The sequence below is a fragment of the Tessaracoccus luoxuelianae genome (assembly GCF_054483915.1).
In genome coordinates this window covers 304700-320048 of sequence record NZ_CM137013.1, presented here as the reverse complement: position 1 = coordinate 320048, position 15349 = coordinate 304700, and the positions used below count along the sequence as shown (strand labels likewise).

Below are 15349 nucleotides of genomic sequence, written 5' to 3'. Positions count from 1 at the left end.
CGTCGAAGTCAAGCAAAGGATCCGCAAGTCGCCATCCGGCGCCTGGACCGACTGCAAGGACTTCACGCAGGCCGCCGGCTACGGACACTCCTTGGGCACACCGGCCATCCTCATGGACGCGTTCAACACGTACCTGATTCCGCTTGGGGCCTCGGAGCCGTTGCTCACGCTCAGGAGGTCCGTCTTCCTCGACGAGGACTTGAAAACCCTCAGGTCATTCGCCCTCCGTGGCGGAGAGTAGCGCCTTCGGGTTGCAGTGATCGGTCCCGATCACGGCTCCGCCACCTAGGAGCTGGGGCACCTCACCCTCCTGGCCCGCGTGCCCGATAGATTCCCCTCAGCGGCGAAGCAGCCGTCGATAGATCTTGGGGGATGTATGCGCGACGACGCGGACGGTGGGCGCCCGGAGCGCGGAGGCCCGACGTGGCAACGACCACAGGCGTGGTCGCCGTTCGAGACGGCGACGCAGCCGTCCAGCTACCCGCCTGGCTCCCCGCCAAACCCCCGCCCGTATGTACCGCCGAGGCAGAGTGCGGGTGCCTCGTCGAAAACCTGGCCATCCTTTGACGTGCTCTCCTGGCGCCAGTTCGAGGTCGCCTCCGCGGAGGCATTCCGCGCCCAGGGGTACAAGGTGACGCTCACTCCGGACGGCGCTGACGGCGGCGTCGATCTGGTTCTGGATCGCGACGGGGAGCGGGTCGTTGTCCAGTGCAAGCACTGGGCCTCGTGGAAGGTGGGCGTCAAGACGGTTCGGGAGCTCCTGGGAGTCATGACGGCGGAAGGCCTTGCTCGCGGGATTGTGGTCACCTCTGGCCGGTTCACCGACGAGGCTCGTAGGTTCGCCAAGGACGTGCCAGTTCGACTACTTGATGGCCGCGACATGGCTGCCATGCTCGTTGGGGTGCCAGTACCAGCGGCCTTGGCTGCTCTGTCTACCCCGGAGACTGGCCACCATGCTCACCCCACAGGGCCGGTCTTCGGGTCCGCGCCCCGCCCTGCAGGCTCGGCCCCCACGGGCGGCCCGCGATGCCCGCGCTGCGGCGAACCGATGGTCATCCGCACCGCTCAGCGCGGCGATGGCAGAGGGGGCCAGTTCTGGGGTTGTCCCCGGTACCCGGCGTGTCGTGGCGTCGTCGGCATCACGACGACGCCGACTCGTGATCGAAGCGCCCCGCCACCGCCGGGTGCCCGTCCCCTCGCAGGCTCAGCGCCCCCTCCCGCTGCTCACAGACGGCGCAAGAGGAACGGCACGCTCATGGGAACGTTGGTTGGACTCGGCGTGATCGTGATCGGGCTCTCGCTCATCTCGACGGCGTTGCGGTCACTGCCAGCCGCGCTCCAAGACGTGACGCCCCCTCAGCCCACCGCTGGGGCGATACCCCAGATGACTCCCCAGACATCGTCGTCGAGCAGCGGAGCACCGGTGGGAGCGAGCATCGCCATGACGGAGCGGCCACATCAAGTAGCGATCGATTCCGAAGGCCGCCGGCTCTTCGTCACGAACCGAGACGCCAGTTCCATCACAGTTGTCGACCTGGCGACCGAGACCACCTTGGCGACGTGGCCAGTCGAGCGGCAGCCGCTCGGCATCGCGTTCGATCCGGTGGAAAGCACGCTCTGGGTCACCAACTACAACGACGCATCAGTCACGGTGCTGACTCCTGATGGAGAGCACATTGACTCGTTCCCGGTCGGTGGTGGACCGGAAAGCATCGCTATCGATGAAGATCGCCGCACGGCCTACGTGGTGAACTCGTTGGACCGCTCCGTCAGTGTGGTGGACCTGTCGACCCGGTCGGTTCACAAGACTCAGGAACTCGGCTACTCGGCGTCCGGCATCGCGGTGGACTCCGTCCAGGGTCGCGTCTGCATGGTCCAGCCGCAGGCGTTGAGGATGCTCTACTGCTACGACGAGAACCTCAAGCTGGCTGGGACGTTGGGCTCCGTGGGGGACCTGGTGGCGATCGACCAGGTCCGTCACGACAGGTACGGCGTCCGTCGAGAGGGGCACGGCGGCCTCTCGGCGGTCCATGCACTGACTGAGGAGAAGGTCGAGCTCCCGCTGGATCATGTACCGACAGGGATCGCGGTGGACGCCGCAACTCGCCTCGTCTACATCACGCTGCCGGACGCGCGGGAGATCATGGTGGTGTCGCCGCTCGCTTGACGGCCCCGCCCCGGGGAAACAGCGGGTCAGAAGGCCAACCGGAACAGAGCGTCGATCCCGAGGATCAGGAGCGTCAGGATCGGGAACATCAACGCTGCCAGCCACTGCGTCCGGCGGGGCGGGGAGTCGGGGGAGCGCGGGTCGGCCACTGGGTCCGGCGTCGAGAGGTCGCGCCACGTGGAGACCACGCTGGCCACCAGCAGGCCGATCCCAACAGCGAGAGCGAGGCGCCAGTCCAGCTCCGCCACGACGTCGGTGAGGAACAGCATCGCGAGCACGAGAAGCGCCATCAGGGCGGCGCCCAGCAGCCCCACGAGTGAGTACCTGGCCCTGGCCAGCCACGGGAGTACGCGCCGGGGGAGGGCCATAACGGTGCTGGTCAGTCCGAGGACGACGGCAAGCGCCACCATGTCGCCGAGCGTGACGGCGAACTGCGTGCCTGCCACCCAGTCGTCGACGGCGCGGGGCACCACCAGGAGCCCGAGCAGGCCCATGAGCGCACCCACGACGAACGACGAACCGAGCCGGGATCCTGAGGCGGGCTCGAGAACCAGCGTTGTGGCGTAGTCGGTGGGGTCGCCGAACGCCCCCTCGGCGGACTCGCCGGATTCAGCGCAGTGCGCGTCGACGGTGGCCAGGGCATCGCCGATCTGCTCGCCAGTCGCGTCCTGCATCCTCATGGCGATGATGAAGTCGTCGCGCCAGCGCTTGTCGATGTGCGGGGTGGTGATCTCGGTCATGTCAGGCCTTCCTGGGGTCGACGAGTGAGTCGGTAAGAAGTCGGGTGGTGTCGGTGAAATGGGCCCAGCGGGCGGCTTCATCAGCAGCCGCGGCTCGGCCGCTGGGCGTCAGGGCGTAGTACTTGCGCCCGGGGCCGCCCTCGCCGGGCCGCCACTCGATCTCGACCCAGCCGGCATCTTCGAAGCGACCGAGCAGCGGGTACAGCGTTCCGCCCTTGACAGTCCCGAGGCCGGCGGCGGTGAGCCGCGCGGCGACCTCGTATCCGTAAGTGGGCCCGTCGGCGAGGATCCGCAACACGCAGACCCCCAATACCCCGCGCAGCCACTCACTGGGCCAAGCGATGTCAGATTCCATACCTAGATCGTAGAACTAACTAGTAAGGCTGTCAATCTACCGGCCCGCCGGGCCAGAATGCCCAGCTAAGCCTCGATCCACCGATCGACTGTGTCCGGTGGGCGGCGTGGGAGAGTGAGAATGCCCTCCTGACCTGGGAAAATGCGACTTGTCTAAGGTCCGCATAACCCGCTCAAGAAGGGCATCTCGTAGATGCAACTGTCTCACACCCCTTCAGTGGTCTCAGCGACGTTTGACGAGCCCAACCTCGTGTCGGCCGCCGGGCTGGTCCCATTGATGGCTCTGGCTCAGGAGGCCGGGCTGCGTCGGCTGGGAGATGAGCACCTGAGCGTGGCGAGGGACAAGGGGGCCAACGCGGGCCTGAAGCTTGCCTCGTTGGTGGCGGGTATGGCCGCCGGGGCGGACAGCATCGATGACATGGCCTTGCTGCGCCACGGGGCGATGGGCAAGATCTTCGACCGTGCCTACGCTCCCTCGACGTTGGGCTCCTTCCTGCGCGCCTTCACCTTCGGACACGTGCGTCAGGCTGACGCAGTGGCTTCACGGTTCGCACTTGCCCTGGCCGAGCGCTCCGAGTTCCTGGGCCGCGAGGGGGACAGCGGCACGGTGATGGTCGACATCGACGACACCATCATCGAGGTCCACGGCCACCACAAGCAGGGAGCATCCTTCGGCTATACCCGAGTGCGTGGCCTGAATGCGCTGCTGGCCACCGTGAGCACCGAGCAGATCGCCCCGGTGATCGCCGCCCAGCGGCTGCGCAAGGGCTCGGCCGGCTCCCCGCGCGGAGCGGTCCGCCTGGCCACTGACACCCTGGCTCTGATCCGGCGCACCTGCCTGGCCGGGCGGCCAGTGCTGGTGCGCGCGGACTCAGCGTTCTACTCCCACGCCCTGGTCACCGCCGCGCTCAAGACCGGGGCGCACGTATCGGTCACCGTGCGGATGGACCCGGCCGTCAAGCGCGCCATCGCCGCCATCAGCGACGATGCTTGGACCACGATCAAGTACACCGACGCGATCTACGACGAAGACAGCGGCAGGTGGATCTCGCGGGCCGAGGTCGCCGAGATCCCCTTCACCGCCTTCACCTCCAAGAAGACCAGCGAGCAGATCCCCGGCCGCCTGGTGGTGCGCCGAATCCCCGACCTGAACCCGAAGAAGAACCACGGGCAGGCCACACTGTTCGATACGTGGCGCTTCCACGCGTTCTTCACCACCGCCCCCGCCGCCGAGCGCGACACCGTGGCTGCCGACAAGGTCCACCGGGCACACGCCATCATCGAGAACGTCCACGCCGACCTCAAGGCCTCCGCGCTGGCGCACATGCCCTCGGGAGTTTTCAACGCCAACGCTGCCTGGCTCGTCTGCGCGGTCATGGCCTTCAACCTCACCCGCGCCGCCGCGACACTGACCAACGCCCCGGGGCTGGCTCGGGCGACCACGGCAACGATCCGCCGCAAGCTCATCAACGTCCCGGCACGTATTGCTTCCTCCGCCCGGCGCCTGCACCTGCACCTTCCACAGGGCTGGCCATGGCAAACAGCGTGGTCCGCGCTCTACGACGCCCTCGCCCCGCGCCGAGCGACCGCGCCGATCTGACCCACAGACCCAGTCCCTACAAGCAGGAACCCCAGTGGAAGAGCCGGGCAGACCGGCAACTCCTGCACGCCCTCACTCCAGCCCCGACATCCTGCCGCCGACAGCGACCTCCTCAGCAGCTCATCGGTGGATCGAGGCTAAGGCCCTCACCGCCGTCTTGGCTGACCGCGACTCCGCCGCCCGCATCATCGTCGCCACCGACAAGCTCACCATCGCCCCCGGTACCCGCGACGATTCCCGCACCGCCGCCCCCTCGATCACCGCAGACACCCACGTCGACGGAACCTGGACCGGCGGCGCGAACCCCAGCTATCTTGTCGACGCAATCGCCCACCTCACCGGCGAGACCGTCACCCTCGAGTTCACCGCCCCCGGCAAACCCATCAAGCTCACCGGCGACGACACCTTCGAGCACGTCCTCATGCTCATGCGCCTACCCCAGTAACCTGCCCTTCCTTCCACAGGGCAACCCGGCGGCCCCCACCCCCAGGGGGCCGCCACCACCCCAAACCCCTAACCGGGCCGGGGTGGTGGGATCTCCTTCACTTTGGTCAGTGGTGGCCGGTAGTGTCGCAGACATCCACACAAGGGGAAGCCTCACCAGCAACCCAAGGTGCCCACACACGGCCAAGATCCCCCTCCGGCCGGCGGGCGGAAGGAGAAGCTCTCCTCGAGGAGGAGGTCGCTGATCGGTTGGGTGATTATGGTCCTGATCTCAGTGTGGATGGTCTTGGGTCTGATGGATAAGGGTGCGAACTTCATCATCATCGCAACGGTGATCCCCTGGATCCGACCTTGGCCACGATCTTGGCGTAGAGGGAGTCCTTCCACTCTCCGAGGCTGAACAGGGACGGCTGGCTCGCCCCATCCCCGGAGCTGGGCTCCTGACCGTCGCCGTTGTTGCCGTCGATGATGTCGACGATGAGTTTGCCCCCGCTGTCGCCGTTGAGCTGGATGGAGTTGACCATCGCGTCGAAGCGGTCGTCGTGGGAGCGCAGCGCGTTCAGGGACCTGCTGCCCGCCAACGCGGCGGGGATGGCTGCGGGCAGCGGGGAACTGGTGATTCCGGCGACGAGGTAGTCGCGGTTGAGGCCGATGGTGCGGGGGTCGGTGGCGCCGGTGATGTCGGCCTCGAGTTCCGGTCCGTTCCCGGGGCCGTCGGGGGATGTGGGCGCGACGGTGACGGCGCTGGCGGTGATGCGCAGGTGCACGGGTGAGAGCTGCTCCCCCATGGATGCGGTCAGGGCTGCGGCGCGGTGGAGTGGTTTATAGAACCCCGTTTGACGGTCCTAGTGTGGGACCGGTATGGTTGTTTGTAGGTCATGGCGCTGGGCCACGTCCGACTCCCGGAAGGGGAAAATTTAATGAACAAGCAGTTTGTGTCGTGTCCGCAGTGTGCGAACGATGACTTGGTCACTTACAGCTATGCGGTTGTGTGCCGTGGGTGCGGGTGGTCGCTTCCTGACTCTGATCCGAGGTATCGGGAGCACGTTGAGGAACTCGGACAGGAGAACGTCAGGTTTGAGGGTCCGATCGTTGAGGCGCTCGAGGCACTTCCGAGCGCTTTCGCTGCGTCCTTGACGTCCGCTCGCGGCGCTTTGCCGGCTGGCCATCCGGTCCATAGCGCCTCCCCCACGTCGCTGTCGGCGGCCGAGTTCAGGATGAGGCGCGAGGAACTCGGTCTGAGTGCGGAGTGGCTTGCCGAGCGACTCGGTGTCGCGCTGAAGACTGTCCAGCGGTGGGAGAACGGGCATCGAGCCATCCCGGGCGGGGTTGAAGATGAGATGGACATCATCTCGACTGCGATGGGGGAATTGGCGGCTCGGCCCGTTGCCGAGCTGCTGCTCGCGACGCCTGATGCTGTGATGCTGATTCCACGCGCCGGGACCCACTTCGGGTTCCCCGCATCGTGGTACCGCGCACTCGTTGGGTTCGTTCGATACTCTCTCGGGAACCATTACGGTGAGGAAGGCGTGGCAGCCTCAACCTTCAGGGTCGTCTACTTCGACGAAGTGGAGGACCAGAAGTGAGCACCACCACACCTGGACTGGAGCAGCTTGCTGCTCTGATCCCCGACGAGCTGATGGACGTCCCCGGTCACGCGTTCTACACCGGGGAAGAGGGGTTCACCGGTCAGAGGCCCCTCTACCTCCTGGGCCTCAACCCAGGCGGCGACGGAGCCGAGACGGTCCATCAACAGTTTCAGCAGCTCAAGGCCGCCCGCCGCGCCTACTCGGCCTACGTCACGCACACGTGGAAGCCGGCCGCCCGTATTGACCACAATGTTCTCCATCTGTTGCGCAAGGTGTCCCTCAAACCGACCGAGGTGCCGGCAAGCTGCCTCGTGTTCTCACGAACGCGCGCCGAATCGGACATCACTAGGGAGTTCGAGAGGCTGGCAGCTCTCTGCTGGCCGTTCCACGAGGCGGTCATCCGCAATCTCGGTGTGAGGGTCGTCGTCTGCTTCGGCAAGAGCACCGGTGAGTATGTCCGTCGGAAGTACGGAGCCCACCACGAGATTGACCACTTCGTTGAGCGGAACAACCGCGGTTGGCGGAGCACGACACATCTCGCCCCAGGGGGGCTGAAAGTCGTAACTGTGACCCATCCGTCACGTGCTGACTGGCGCAACCCGTTGGCCGACGTTTCGCCCCTGGTGGCGCGGGCACTGGGGGATGGCCAGAAGCTGCCCTGATTTTCTTCGCAATGGACTGACCCCTCCCTGGTGTTGGGAGGTCGTAGGAGCCGGCCCTCGGTATTGAGCGGGGGGCCGGCTCCTGTTTCGTGCCACCTCTGGCCCCCACCACCTCGACCCTTACCCGGACCGGCCACTACGTTGAGCACTGATGAAATAGGGGGATGTTCAAATGTGGCAGATGATCGTGGCGGTCCTGACGGTCGCGGGGTGGCTTGCAGGGATCGCAATCGGCATCCGCGGAGTGAGACGGCAAACTGCTGCCCTCAACCCCCGTTCCGGGATACAGACAATGGTGTACCAGCCGACGCTGTGGCACAGATGGTGGACGAGAAGGCGCCAGACGATCGCAAAGGTCGTTGGGCTCTCCCTCGCCGCCGTCAGCGTGATCACCTGGAGCCTCTCAGGCGGCTGGCAATCGGAAAAGTTGCTGACGGCGATCGGATCGGCACTTCTGCTCGTAGTCCCAGTGGCGTTCGCCGCAGCGATCCTGACATGGCCATCCGACGTCAGGGAAAAGCATAAAGAAATGGCCAGAAACGAGATCGCGGCACCTTGGCTAGTCGCGGCCGCTTTCGTGTGCATCGCATCCTTCTCCGGAGGGAAACTGGCGGAGTTTGTGGACAGCGAACTGATGCTGATCGTTGTCCTGTTCCCGTGGCTCGGAACCGTCAAGTTCGTCCTGTCGGCGTTCGCGGACCGATGCGCACAGCCCACGACCCGCCCTCCAGCGGAGAACAGCGAATAGGATTCCCCCTCTTTTGTTACTCCCTCTGCCTCGACCCCTAACCGGGTCGAGGCAGAGGGGTAAATGCCGTTTGACAGTGCCTTTTGTCGGTTTTGGCGGGTAGAATCGGAGTATCCGATAAGGGGTTTGACCAGCCCCCAAACGGGGGAGGGCCCGCCGGCCCTTCCCCCACCCTTTGAAAGGAAGAGGGCTCATGTCTATTGCTGCTGCTATCGCCAACCAGACCACACCTGTGGAGGAGCTGGGGTTGTGCCTGGTGGGTCGCCACATCTACCGGCAGGGGAGTCTGCTCGAACTGATCGCGTTCGAGGAGGGGAAACTGCGCACCGTCACCGGCACGCTCACGGTGGAGGAGGCAACCGCCGCGCTGCTGCCCGAACCCGGCACCGTCGTGCAGCTCTACGGCCACGAGATGATCTGGCTGCAACCCCACACCGCCCAGAACCACGGCCTGACCGTCTACGTCCTTGTCAACAATCTTGTGCAGGAACGGATCGTTCGCGAAGCGGCCCAGATCGTCGAGGTGCCTGATCGGCCCCGCGAATCGGCGCGCACCGTCGAACTGCTCATGGCCCAGCACCAGGGCTTCGAGCAGTTCAAGGCACAGCTCAATGCCGAGGCCAACGAGTTCGCCGAGGACAACGACCTGTGCGAGAAGTACGACCACTTCATGGAGGAATGGGGTTTCAATGGCCGGACCCACGAGTACGAGGCCCAAATCGTCGTGACCCTCTACCGCAGCGTCGAGGGACGCGACTTCGAAGCGGCCACGGCAGACATCGACGGCTCCGACATCAAGCAGTGGATCGCAGACATCGACTGCGAGTCCGTCGTGTGGGAAGTCGAAGAGCAGTTCTGACCCCCCGCAGAGAAGGGGAGGGGTGCAGGGCCGAACCCGGCACCCTTCCCCAGATGGGGGTGAACGCTGGACCATCCGCCCAGCCAGCCGGCGCAGTTGCAGAGGACCGCAGGAAGAGCGACCAGCCAGGAACCACCCCGCACACGAACATACCCTTCCCCACCGTCACGACCCCTAACCGGGTCGTGACGGTGGGAACCACGGCCTGACAGCCCCATTTGTCGGTGGGTGGCGGTAGGTTGGAGTCATCCAAACAGGGGGTGCTTGACCAGCACCCCAGCATCTTCCGGAAGGGGAAGACCATGAAGCTAGCCAGGGCCTGGCTGCCGAAGGTGTCGACATCGTGCCGGAGTTCCTGTCTCGCGCACGCGAACGGTTCCCACACGTGCCGTTTCGGATAGCGAGTCTTGCCGACCTAGGGGTGCCGGCAGGGCTACGCCGCCGGCATTCTGGCGTGGTACTCGCTGATACACCTCGCACCGGATGAGGTGCCTGCCGCTCTCCGGGAATTTGCCCGGTGCACCGTGGTCGGCGGGGCCCTACTTGTGGGCTTCTTTGAAGGGGCCGCGGTCGAGCCGTTCCCGCACGCGGTCACGACCGCCCTACTACTGGCCCATCGACGAGCTGAGTCGGCACCTGGAGTTGCGTCCCCGATAGTGGTGTAACGCGGTTCGTGTGATCGTTTCCCGGCATGTCGCTGGGACGTGAGCACGGCCACCGCGTGATTCTTCGAGTGAACCTTCCACAGCACCTCGAAAGGAACCATCACGATGACCGCTCCTCACATTGTCGATCCTGCGCGCCTGTTGGGCCAAGCCCTGGGTGACGCGTCACCTGACCTGATGCGTCATCTCCTCGCGACGGTGATCAACGCCCTGCTGTCGGCCGAGGCCGACGCGGTGTGCGGCGCCGAGTGGGGCCAGCAGTCCCCGGACCGGGTGACTCAACGCAACGGGTACCGGCACCGCGAGCTCGACACCCGGGTCGGCACCGTTGACGTGGCGATCCCGAAGCTGCGTTCGGGCAGCTACTTCCCCGACTGGCTCCTCGAGCGCCGCAAGCGGGCCGAGGCCGCGCTGATCAGCGTGGTCGCGACCTGCTACCTGCTCGGGGTCTCGACCCGCCGGGTCGACAAGCTGGTCCAGACTCTGGGGATCACGAGCCTGTCGAAGTCGCAGGTCTCCCGGATGGCCGCCGACCTCGACACCCAGGTCACCGCCTTCCGGACCCGCCCCTTGGGCGAGGCGGGGCCGTTCACGTTCGTGGCCGCGGACGCGTTGACGATGAAGGTCCGCGAGGACGGCCGCGTTGTCAACGCCGCGGTGCTCGTGGCCACCGGCGTGAACGCCGACGGACACCGCGAGGTCCTCGGGATCAAGGTCGCCACCAGCGAGACGAAGCAGGCGTGGAACACGTTCTTCGCTGACCTGGTCGCCCGCGGTCTCCACGGGGTGATGCTGGTCACCTCGGACGCGCACGCCGGGCTGGTCGACGCGATCGCCGCGAACCTGCCCGGCGCCGCTTGGCAGCGGTGTCGCACGCACTACGCGGCGAACCTGATGGACGTGTGTCCCAAGAGCGCCTGGGGGGCCGTGAAGGCCCTGCTGCACTCGGTCTACGACCAGCCCGACGCCAAAGCCGTCCACGCCCAGTACGACAAGATGCTCGACACCCTCACCGGGAAACTGCCCGCTGTCGCAGCGCACCTCGACACCGCCCGCGCCGATGTGCTCGCCTTCACCAGCTTCCCCAAGGAAGTGTGGCGCCAGATCTGGTCCAACAACCCCAACGAACGCCTCAACCGCGAGATCCGCCGCCGCACCGACGTCGTCGGGATCTTCCCCGACCGCGACAGCATCACCCGCCTCGTCGGCGCTGTCCTGGCCGAACAACACGACGAATGGGCCGAAGGCCGCCGCTACCTCGCCCTCGACGTCCTCACCCGAGCCCGCACCAAACCCGCCACCGACACCGCCTCCACAGCCCTGCCCGAACTGGAGCCCGCAGCATGACCGACCTCTGCGACATCTACGGTCCCGGCCACTCCCAGGCCGACTACCAACGCGCCCTCGCCGCCGGCCACGAAACCGGCTGGTGGAACGAACACGGTCTCCCCGCCCCCTGGCCCGAAGACTTCCTCGACCCCAACAGCGGCTGGCGGGAAGGCGCCAGTCCAACCACCCCCGAACCCGGCCAACCACCCTTCTGACCACCCGACCCGAAGAATCAGCGGTTACACCACGTCAAGGGACTTGACCGCACCTGGTCGATGCAGGTTTCGAAGTGCTCACGGTGCACTCACGTAGCGACCCAGGGAAGCGCCCTCACGCGGCGATCGTCGCTCGGCGCGTCCTGAAACCGACGGGTAACCCGCCCTCTATGCCGAGCCGGGAACTGCCGTGAGCCGGTCCTTTCACCGGACGTGATCCAGGATCATCAGCTTCTGTGGATCTGGGAACGGTGCAAAGCCCACTTGTTCGTAGAGTCCGTGTGCATCAGGCGTCGAAAGCATCACGCGTTTAAGGTTCATCGGTAGCAGAGTGTCGACGACCGCCTGGGACAGGAGTTGTCCAAGTCCGCGGCCACGGAAGTTGCGATCGACGTAAACGTCGCATAGCCAAGCGAAGGTCGCCTCGTCCGTCACGACACGGGCATAGGCGCAAAGGTCGCCGTCGCCGTAGTAGACGCCGAAGTTCAATGACCCCTCCGCGGCCCGCTGAACTGTTTCGCGTGTGCGGCCGAGCGCCCAGTAGGCGTCCGTCGAAAGCCAGTGGTGGATCTTCGAGAGATCGATGCGGGCCAGGTCGGTATCGACCGTGTACTCGTTGTCAACAGCCATGATTCGACGATATCGACCAGGCTCCGACGGTTCCGTAGGCCGGCCGCCCTGCGGGACACGCTGAGTCTCAGATTCGAATCGATTCTGAACACCGCAGCGTGGAGCTCGCCGGGTTCCGACTCCTGGTCGAGCCTGGTCGCACGGATGATCGCGCCGTTGCATGCAGCCGGTGATCTGGTGGGCGAAGTCGACGCTGGCGTCCTGCTCGGCACGGTCAGCGTCGCCCTGAAACTGAAAGTCGGTGACGACAGTGCGAATGGGAGGAGGCGCGGCCATGATCGGTGGAGTTGTCGCCTTCGACGTCTTCAGAAGTCTGGGTTGACGAACCGGCGTTGGTAGGGCCGGAAAGCTCAGACCGCCGTGGTTACCATGCGAGGTGCCGGGCGTCGCGCATCCGGGGCGGCTGCGGTTGAGCCGCGCACGATGAGTTCTGGGGCGAAGAGGAACTCGCTTGTGGCGTGGGTTCCCTGCTGGAGCTCCTCGACCAGTGCGTGGACGGCGGCACCTGCCATCGCGCTGACCGGCTGGCGCATGGTGGTCAGCGGGGGGTCGGTGAAGGCGCTCTGCATCGAGTCGTCGAACCCCACGATCGAGACATCGCGGGGGACTGCGAGACCACGGGCTCGCGCGGCCCGGATTGCTCCGAGGGCCATGACGTCGGAGGCGCAGATGATGGCGGTGGCTCCTTCATCTAGGAGCTCACCGGCGGCCGAGGATCCGCCCTCGACGGTGAACATCGAGTGCCGGATCAGCGGTGCGGCCCCCGAAGGGAAGCCGCGGGTCTGCAGGGCATGGGTGAAGCCGTCGACCTTGCGGATCACGGGGACGTACCGCTCGGGGCCGAGAGCGAGGCCGAGGCGCCGGTGTCCGAGGGCGAAGAGGTGGTCGACAGCGGCCTGCATGGCGAGGGCGTCGTCGACGGAGATGCTTGTCGCGTCCAGGGTCGGCACGTGCCCGTTGATCAGCACGAGGGGGATGCCTGCCTGGCGGAGGCGAACGTAGCGGTCCGTGGAGGCGTGGGTGTCGGCGTGCATGCCGGAGACCACGATCAGTCCGGCGATGTTGTAGGAGAGCAGAAGCTCGATCCACTCGTCCTCAGAGACCCCGGGGGCGGACTGGGAGCAGACCATCGGCATGTGCCCTTGCTGGACCAGCCTTGTGGCCATCTGCTGGGCGAAGGCAGGAAAGACGGGGTTGTCCAGCTCCGGGACGATGACGCCGACAGGAAGAGCCTTGGACGTTCCGGTGCGTGCCCGGATCCCAGGTCGCTGCGACGAGCGGTCGTAGCCGACTTCGCTTGCTGCTTGTAGCACCCGACGACGCACCTCGGCCGATACGCCGGCCTTCCCGCTGAGGGCGCGGCTCGCGGTCGCGGTACTCACGCCGACCGTCGCGGCGATGTCCAGGAGTGTTGCGGCCATACGTACGATGCTAGCACCGCCAGCGCAAGGACCGCAACGACATTGCGCGAATCTTGCATCCGCTCCTTCGGCCTATTCTCAAGCATGGTGGTTTCTCAAGCATGGTGGTGCGTAAGCCTCCCTCTTTCATGAGGCGGCTTGAGAGCTGCCAGCTGGGCTGTCGGCGCCCGATCTGAACACTGGGCCGGGTGAGGGCGTGACTGTTGGCCGGCTGACGCTGCCGGTGGGCGGTTCTCCAGGTTTCCTCGGCTTGGTGCGGACGGGCTGGGGTCAGTGCGGTGGTGGGATCGCGGCGATCCGGGCGAACGCGGCCACCAGGTGCTCGACCCAGGGCCAGGTCTTGGGTAGACGCAGTCGTCGCCGTCGGGCGCCGTGAACGAGTCTTGCCGGGACGTGCAGCAGCCGATACCTGAGTGCCTTTGGTTCGGCTTTGGCGAGGTCGCCGTCGAGGGCGAGCATCTTGAGCCAGGCCACCAGATCGGCGGCGATCATCGTCAGTGCAAGCCAGGTCTGGTTGATGGCGAACTCGCGAGACGGGAAACGTCCCAGCCCAGAATCCTTGGCGTGACGGATCCGGTCCTCGACCCGGGCATGCGCCCGATGCCGGGCCTCCAGGAACTGCAGAGTGCCGCTCGTGGTGTTGGTGGCGAACGCTTGATACCGCCACCCGTCGTGGGCTTCGAACAGCGACAGTTGAGCCCCGGGATGGGGGCGTTCGCGGCGCAGGATCACCCGCATCCCGGCCGGCCAACTGGTCAGGTCCAGCAGTCCGGTCAGTTCGGCGACGTCCCCGCCTTCTCGGACCTCACCTTCAGCGGTGAGCGCGGGGGACCACAAGCCTGCGGGAAGTTCGGTGATCGCGGCACGCACCTTCTCGCCGATCGTGAACCCCACGCTGTAGTGCAGCGTCCTGCCTCTGACTTGGCCTTGCGCATGGAGCCAGTCCAGCAACTGGTGAGAGGCGCCGGCACCGTCGCAGCGGATCAACAGGTTGCGTCGATACGGCATCGGGATCTGGGTGATCGCCTCGCCCAGGACCTGAATGTGATCGGCGGCGGTGTTCGACCCCGCCCGCCCGGTCCGCAGCGCGGCGGCGAGGAACTCGCCCGTGTTGTCGCACCACACACCGATCGGGTGATACCCGAACGTCCTCTTAAACGTCGGCGACGCCAACTCCTTCTCCGAATGCGTCACCACGATCGTGGCATCGACATCCAACACCACCGTGCTGCCGAGATCGGTCCCGGCGACCTTCGAGGCCGGGACACCGCCAGCGGCTGTCAGTTGGGCCCAGACGTGGCGACGGACGCGGGCCCGGGCCGCCTGGATCTTCCTGCGCCTGGCGTCGGTGACCTCGTCCAACGCACGCCACACCGTCGGAGCAGACGCGACCGGCCCCAGCACCTGCCCCTGGTGGCGCAGCACGTCGATGTCGGAGATCGCCTCCCCGCCGTCGGCGAGCATCACCGCGACATCGGTCAGTACCTGGCCGCGGTCATGCACCGAGGGGATGAACGAACGCCGGGCCATCGCCGTCGATAGGGCTCCGGTCAGGCCGGTGTTCTCGGCCAGCATCCTGAGTCCGATGCTGCCGGCGTGGGCGATCACCGCGCCGCCATCGCCGGTCACGGACATACCGGTGGACCACGAAGTACGCTTCACCTACGGAGTGCCTTCCGCTTCAGGGGTTTTGAACAGTCGCATGTCCAAGTATCCCGTAGTCAGAAGGCACTCCGGCCTATCTGCAGCACGCGTCGCTCACTCCGCCATGAACGATCGAGGTAAGCCCGTGCAAAACGATGTTGCATCGATTGCAAGAGTGCACGCAAGATCTGTTCCATTACGGCAATCGGTGGTGCTATGCTGCGTTCAGCGCGGCACTTCGCGCGGGCGAGATACCCCGCCTCACAGAGATGTGAGCCGGTC

General features: G+C 66.0%; 15 protein-coding genes and 1 pseudogene. 10 read left to right on the top strand and 6 right to left on the bottom strand.

The genetic code is table 11. From position 1 onward, the window contains the following. Positions 1-376: 376 nt before the first annotated feature. Positions 377-835 (top strand): annotated as a pseudogene (locus ACX1D1_RS01195) (restriction endonuclease); the annotation flags it as partial. Positions 836-1255: 420 nt separating this feature from the next. Next, on the top strand, positions 1256-2167 hold the full coding sequence (locus ACX1D1_RS01190) for a hypothetical protein (protein ID WP_459056609.1): 912 nt from the start codon (positions 1256-1258) through the stop codon (positions 2165-2167). A 26-nt stretch (positions 2168-2193) separates the two neighbouring features. Here ACX1D1_RS01190 and ACX1D1_RS01185 read toward each other — a convergent pair whose 3' ends face one another. Both ACX1D1_RS01185 and ACX1D1_RS01180 read right to left on the bottom strand, forming a co-directional pair. Continuing rightward, on the bottom strand, positions 2194-2907 hold the full coding sequence (locus ACX1D1_RS01185) for a hypothetical protein (protein WP_459055589.1): 714 nt from the start codon (positions 2905-2907) through the stop codon (positions 2194-2196). A 1-nt stretch (position 2908) separates the two neighbouring features. Beyond that, positions 2909-3262, bottom strand: coding sequence for a PadR family transcriptional regulator (locus ACX1D1_RS01180; RefSeq protein WP_459055588.1), 354 nt, complete (start codon positions 3260-3262; stop codon positions 2909-2911). Between the two features lie 192 nt (positions 3263-3454). Between ACX1D1_RS01180 and ACX1D1_RS01175 the strand changes: the two genes are divergently transcribed. After that, positions 3455-4861 carry an IS1380 family transposase gene (locus ACX1D1_RS01175; RefSeq protein ID WP_114906293.1) on the top strand — a complete coding sequence of 469 codons (1407 nt, stop codon included), beginning with the start codon at positions 3455-3457 and terminating at the stop codon, positions 4859-4861. Between the two features lie 157 nt (positions 4862-5018). Further along, positions 5019-5306 (top strand): hypothetical protein, encoded by a 288-nt coding sequence (locus tag ACX1D1_RS01170; RefSeq protein ID WP_459055587.1) that lies wholly within the window; start codon positions 5019-5021, stop codon positions 5304-5306. A gap of 319 nt (positions 5307-5625) precedes the next feature. On the opposite strand, the gene ACX1D1_RS01165 is transcribed toward ACX1D1_RS01170, so the two are convergent. Beyond that, positions 5626-6093: a hypothetical protein gene (locus tag ACX1D1_RS01165; RefSeq protein ID WP_459055586.1), complete on the bottom strand. Its 468-nt coding sequence runs from the start codon at positions 6091-6093 to the stop codon at positions 5626-5628. A 132-nt stretch (positions 6094-6225) separates the two neighbouring features. Here ACX1D1_RS01165 and ACX1D1_RS01160 point away from each other — a divergent pair, with 132 nt between their 5' ends. The 6 genes from ACX1D1_RS01160 (at position 6226) to ACX1D1_RS01135 (ending at position 11372) form a co-directional block, all read left to right on the top strand. Then, a complete protein-coding gene (locus ACX1D1_RS01160) occupies positions 6226-6891 on the top strand; it encodes a helix-turn-helix domain-containing protein (protein WP_459055585.1) in 666 nt (221 codons plus the stop codon). After that, positions 6888-7556 carry a uracil-DNA glycosylase family protein gene (locus ACX1D1_RS01155; protein ID WP_459055584.1) on the top strand — a complete coding sequence of 223 codons (669 nt, stop codon included), beginning with the start codon at positions 6888-6890 and terminating at the stop codon, positions 7554-7556. Before ACX1D1_RS01160 ends, ACX1D1_RS01155 begins: the two co-directional genes overlap by 4 nt. Positions 7557-7728: 172 nt before the next feature. Further along, positions 7729-8304 carry a hypothetical protein gene (locus ACX1D1_RS01150; RefSeq protein ID WP_459055583.1) on the top strand — a complete coding sequence of 192 codons (576 nt, stop codon included), beginning with the start codon at positions 7729-7731 and terminating at the stop codon, positions 8302-8304. A 193-nt stretch (positions 8305-8497) separates the two neighbouring features. Continuing rightward, positions 8498-9163, top strand: coding sequence for a hypothetical protein (locus tag ACX1D1_RS01145; protein ID WP_459055582.1), 666 nt, complete (start codon positions 8498-8500; stop codon positions 9161-9163). A 770-nt stretch (positions 9164-9933) separates the two neighbouring features. After that, positions 9934-11175, top strand: a complete 1242-nt coding sequence (locus tag ACX1D1_RS01140; protein WP_459055581.1) for an IS256 family transposase — start codon at positions 9934-9936, stop codon at positions 11173-11175. Next, positions 11172-11372, top strand: coding sequence for a hypothetical protein (locus ACX1D1_RS01135; RefSeq protein ID WP_459055580.1), 201 nt, complete (start codon positions 11172-11174; stop codon positions 11370-11372). The genes ACX1D1_RS01140 and ACX1D1_RS01135 overlap by 4 nt, the downstream gene beginning before the upstream one ends. Positions 11373-11576: 204 nt before the next feature. On the opposite strand, the gene ACX1D1_RS01130 is transcribed toward ACX1D1_RS01135, so the two are convergent. The 3 genes from ACX1D1_RS01130 to ACX1D1_RS01120 form a co-directional block, all read right to left on the bottom strand. After that, complete coding sequence (locus tag ACX1D1_RS01130; protein WP_459055579.1) at positions 11577-12002, bottom strand: GNAT family N-acetyltransferase; 426 nt, start codon at positions 12000-12002, stop codon at positions 11577-11579. A 350-nt stretch (positions 12003-12352) separates the two neighbouring features. Then, complete coding sequence (locus ACX1D1_RS01125) at positions 12353-13423, bottom strand: LacI family DNA-binding transcriptional regulator (protein WP_459055578.1); 1071 nt, start codon at positions 13421-13423, stop codon at positions 12353-12355. 270 nt (positions 13424-13693) lie between these two features. Further along, entirely contained in the window at positions 13694-15058 is a 1365-nt protein-coding gene (locus tag ACX1D1_RS01120; RefSeq protein ID WP_459056608.1) for an IS1380 family transposase, read from the bottom strand. Between the last annotated feature and the right edge of the window lie 291 nt (positions 15059-15349).

Excerpts from the sequence above, each read along its gene's own strand:
- ACX1D1_RS01190 (WP_459056609.1), top strand. The coding sequence starts at position 1,256 with ATGGGAACGTTGGTTGGACTCGGCGTGATCGTGATCGGGCTCTCGCTC.
- ACX1D1_RS01185 (WP_459055589.1), bottom strand. The coding sequence starts at position 2,907 with ATGACCGAGATCACCACCCCGCACATCGACAAGCGCTGGCGCGACGAC.
- ACX1D1_RS01180 (WP_459055588.1), bottom strand. The coding sequence starts at position 3,262 with ATGGAATCTGACATCGCTTGGCCCAGTGAGTGGCTGCGCGGGGTATTG.
- ACX1D1_RS01175 (WP_114906293.1), top strand. The coding sequence starts at position 3,455 with ATGCAACTGTCTCACACCCCTTCAGTGGTCTCAGCGACGTTTGACGAG.
- ACX1D1_RS01165 (WP_459055586.1), bottom strand. The coding sequence starts at position 6,093 with ATGGGGGAGCAGCTCTCACCCGTGCACCTGCGCATCACCGCCAGCGCC.
- ACX1D1_RS01160 (WP_459055585.1), top strand. The coding sequence starts at position 6,226 with ATGAACAAGCAGTTTGTGTCGTGTCCGCAGTGTGCGAACGATGACTTG.
- ACX1D1_RS01150 (WP_459055583.1), top strand. The coding sequence starts at position 7,729 with ATGTGGCAGATGATCGTGGCGGTCCTGACGGTCGCGGGGTGGCTTGCA.
- ACX1D1_RS01145 (WP_459055582.1), top strand. The coding sequence starts at position 8,498 with ATGTCTATTGCTGCTGCTATCGCCAACCAGACCACACCTGTGGAGGAG.
- ACX1D1_RS01140 (WP_459055581.1), top strand. The coding sequence starts at position 9,934 with ATGACCGCTCCTCACATTGTCGATCCTGCGCGCCTGTTGGGCCAAGCC.
- ACX1D1_RS01135 (WP_459055580.1), top strand. The coding sequence starts at position 11,172 with ATGACCGACCTCTGCGACATCTACGGTCCCGGCCACTCCCAGGCCGAC.
- ACX1D1_RS01130 (WP_459055579.1), bottom strand. The coding sequence starts at position 12,002 with ATGGCTGTTGACAACGAGTACACGGTCGATACCGACCTGGCCCGCATC.
- ACX1D1_RS01125 (WP_459055578.1), bottom strand. The coding sequence starts at position 13,423 with ATGGCCGCAACACTCCTGGACATCGCCGCGACGGTCGGCGTGAGTACC.
- ACX1D1_RS01120 (WP_459056608.1), bottom strand. The coding sequence starts at position 15,058 with ATGTCCGTGACCGGCGATGGCGGCGCGGTGATCGCCCACGCCGGCAGC.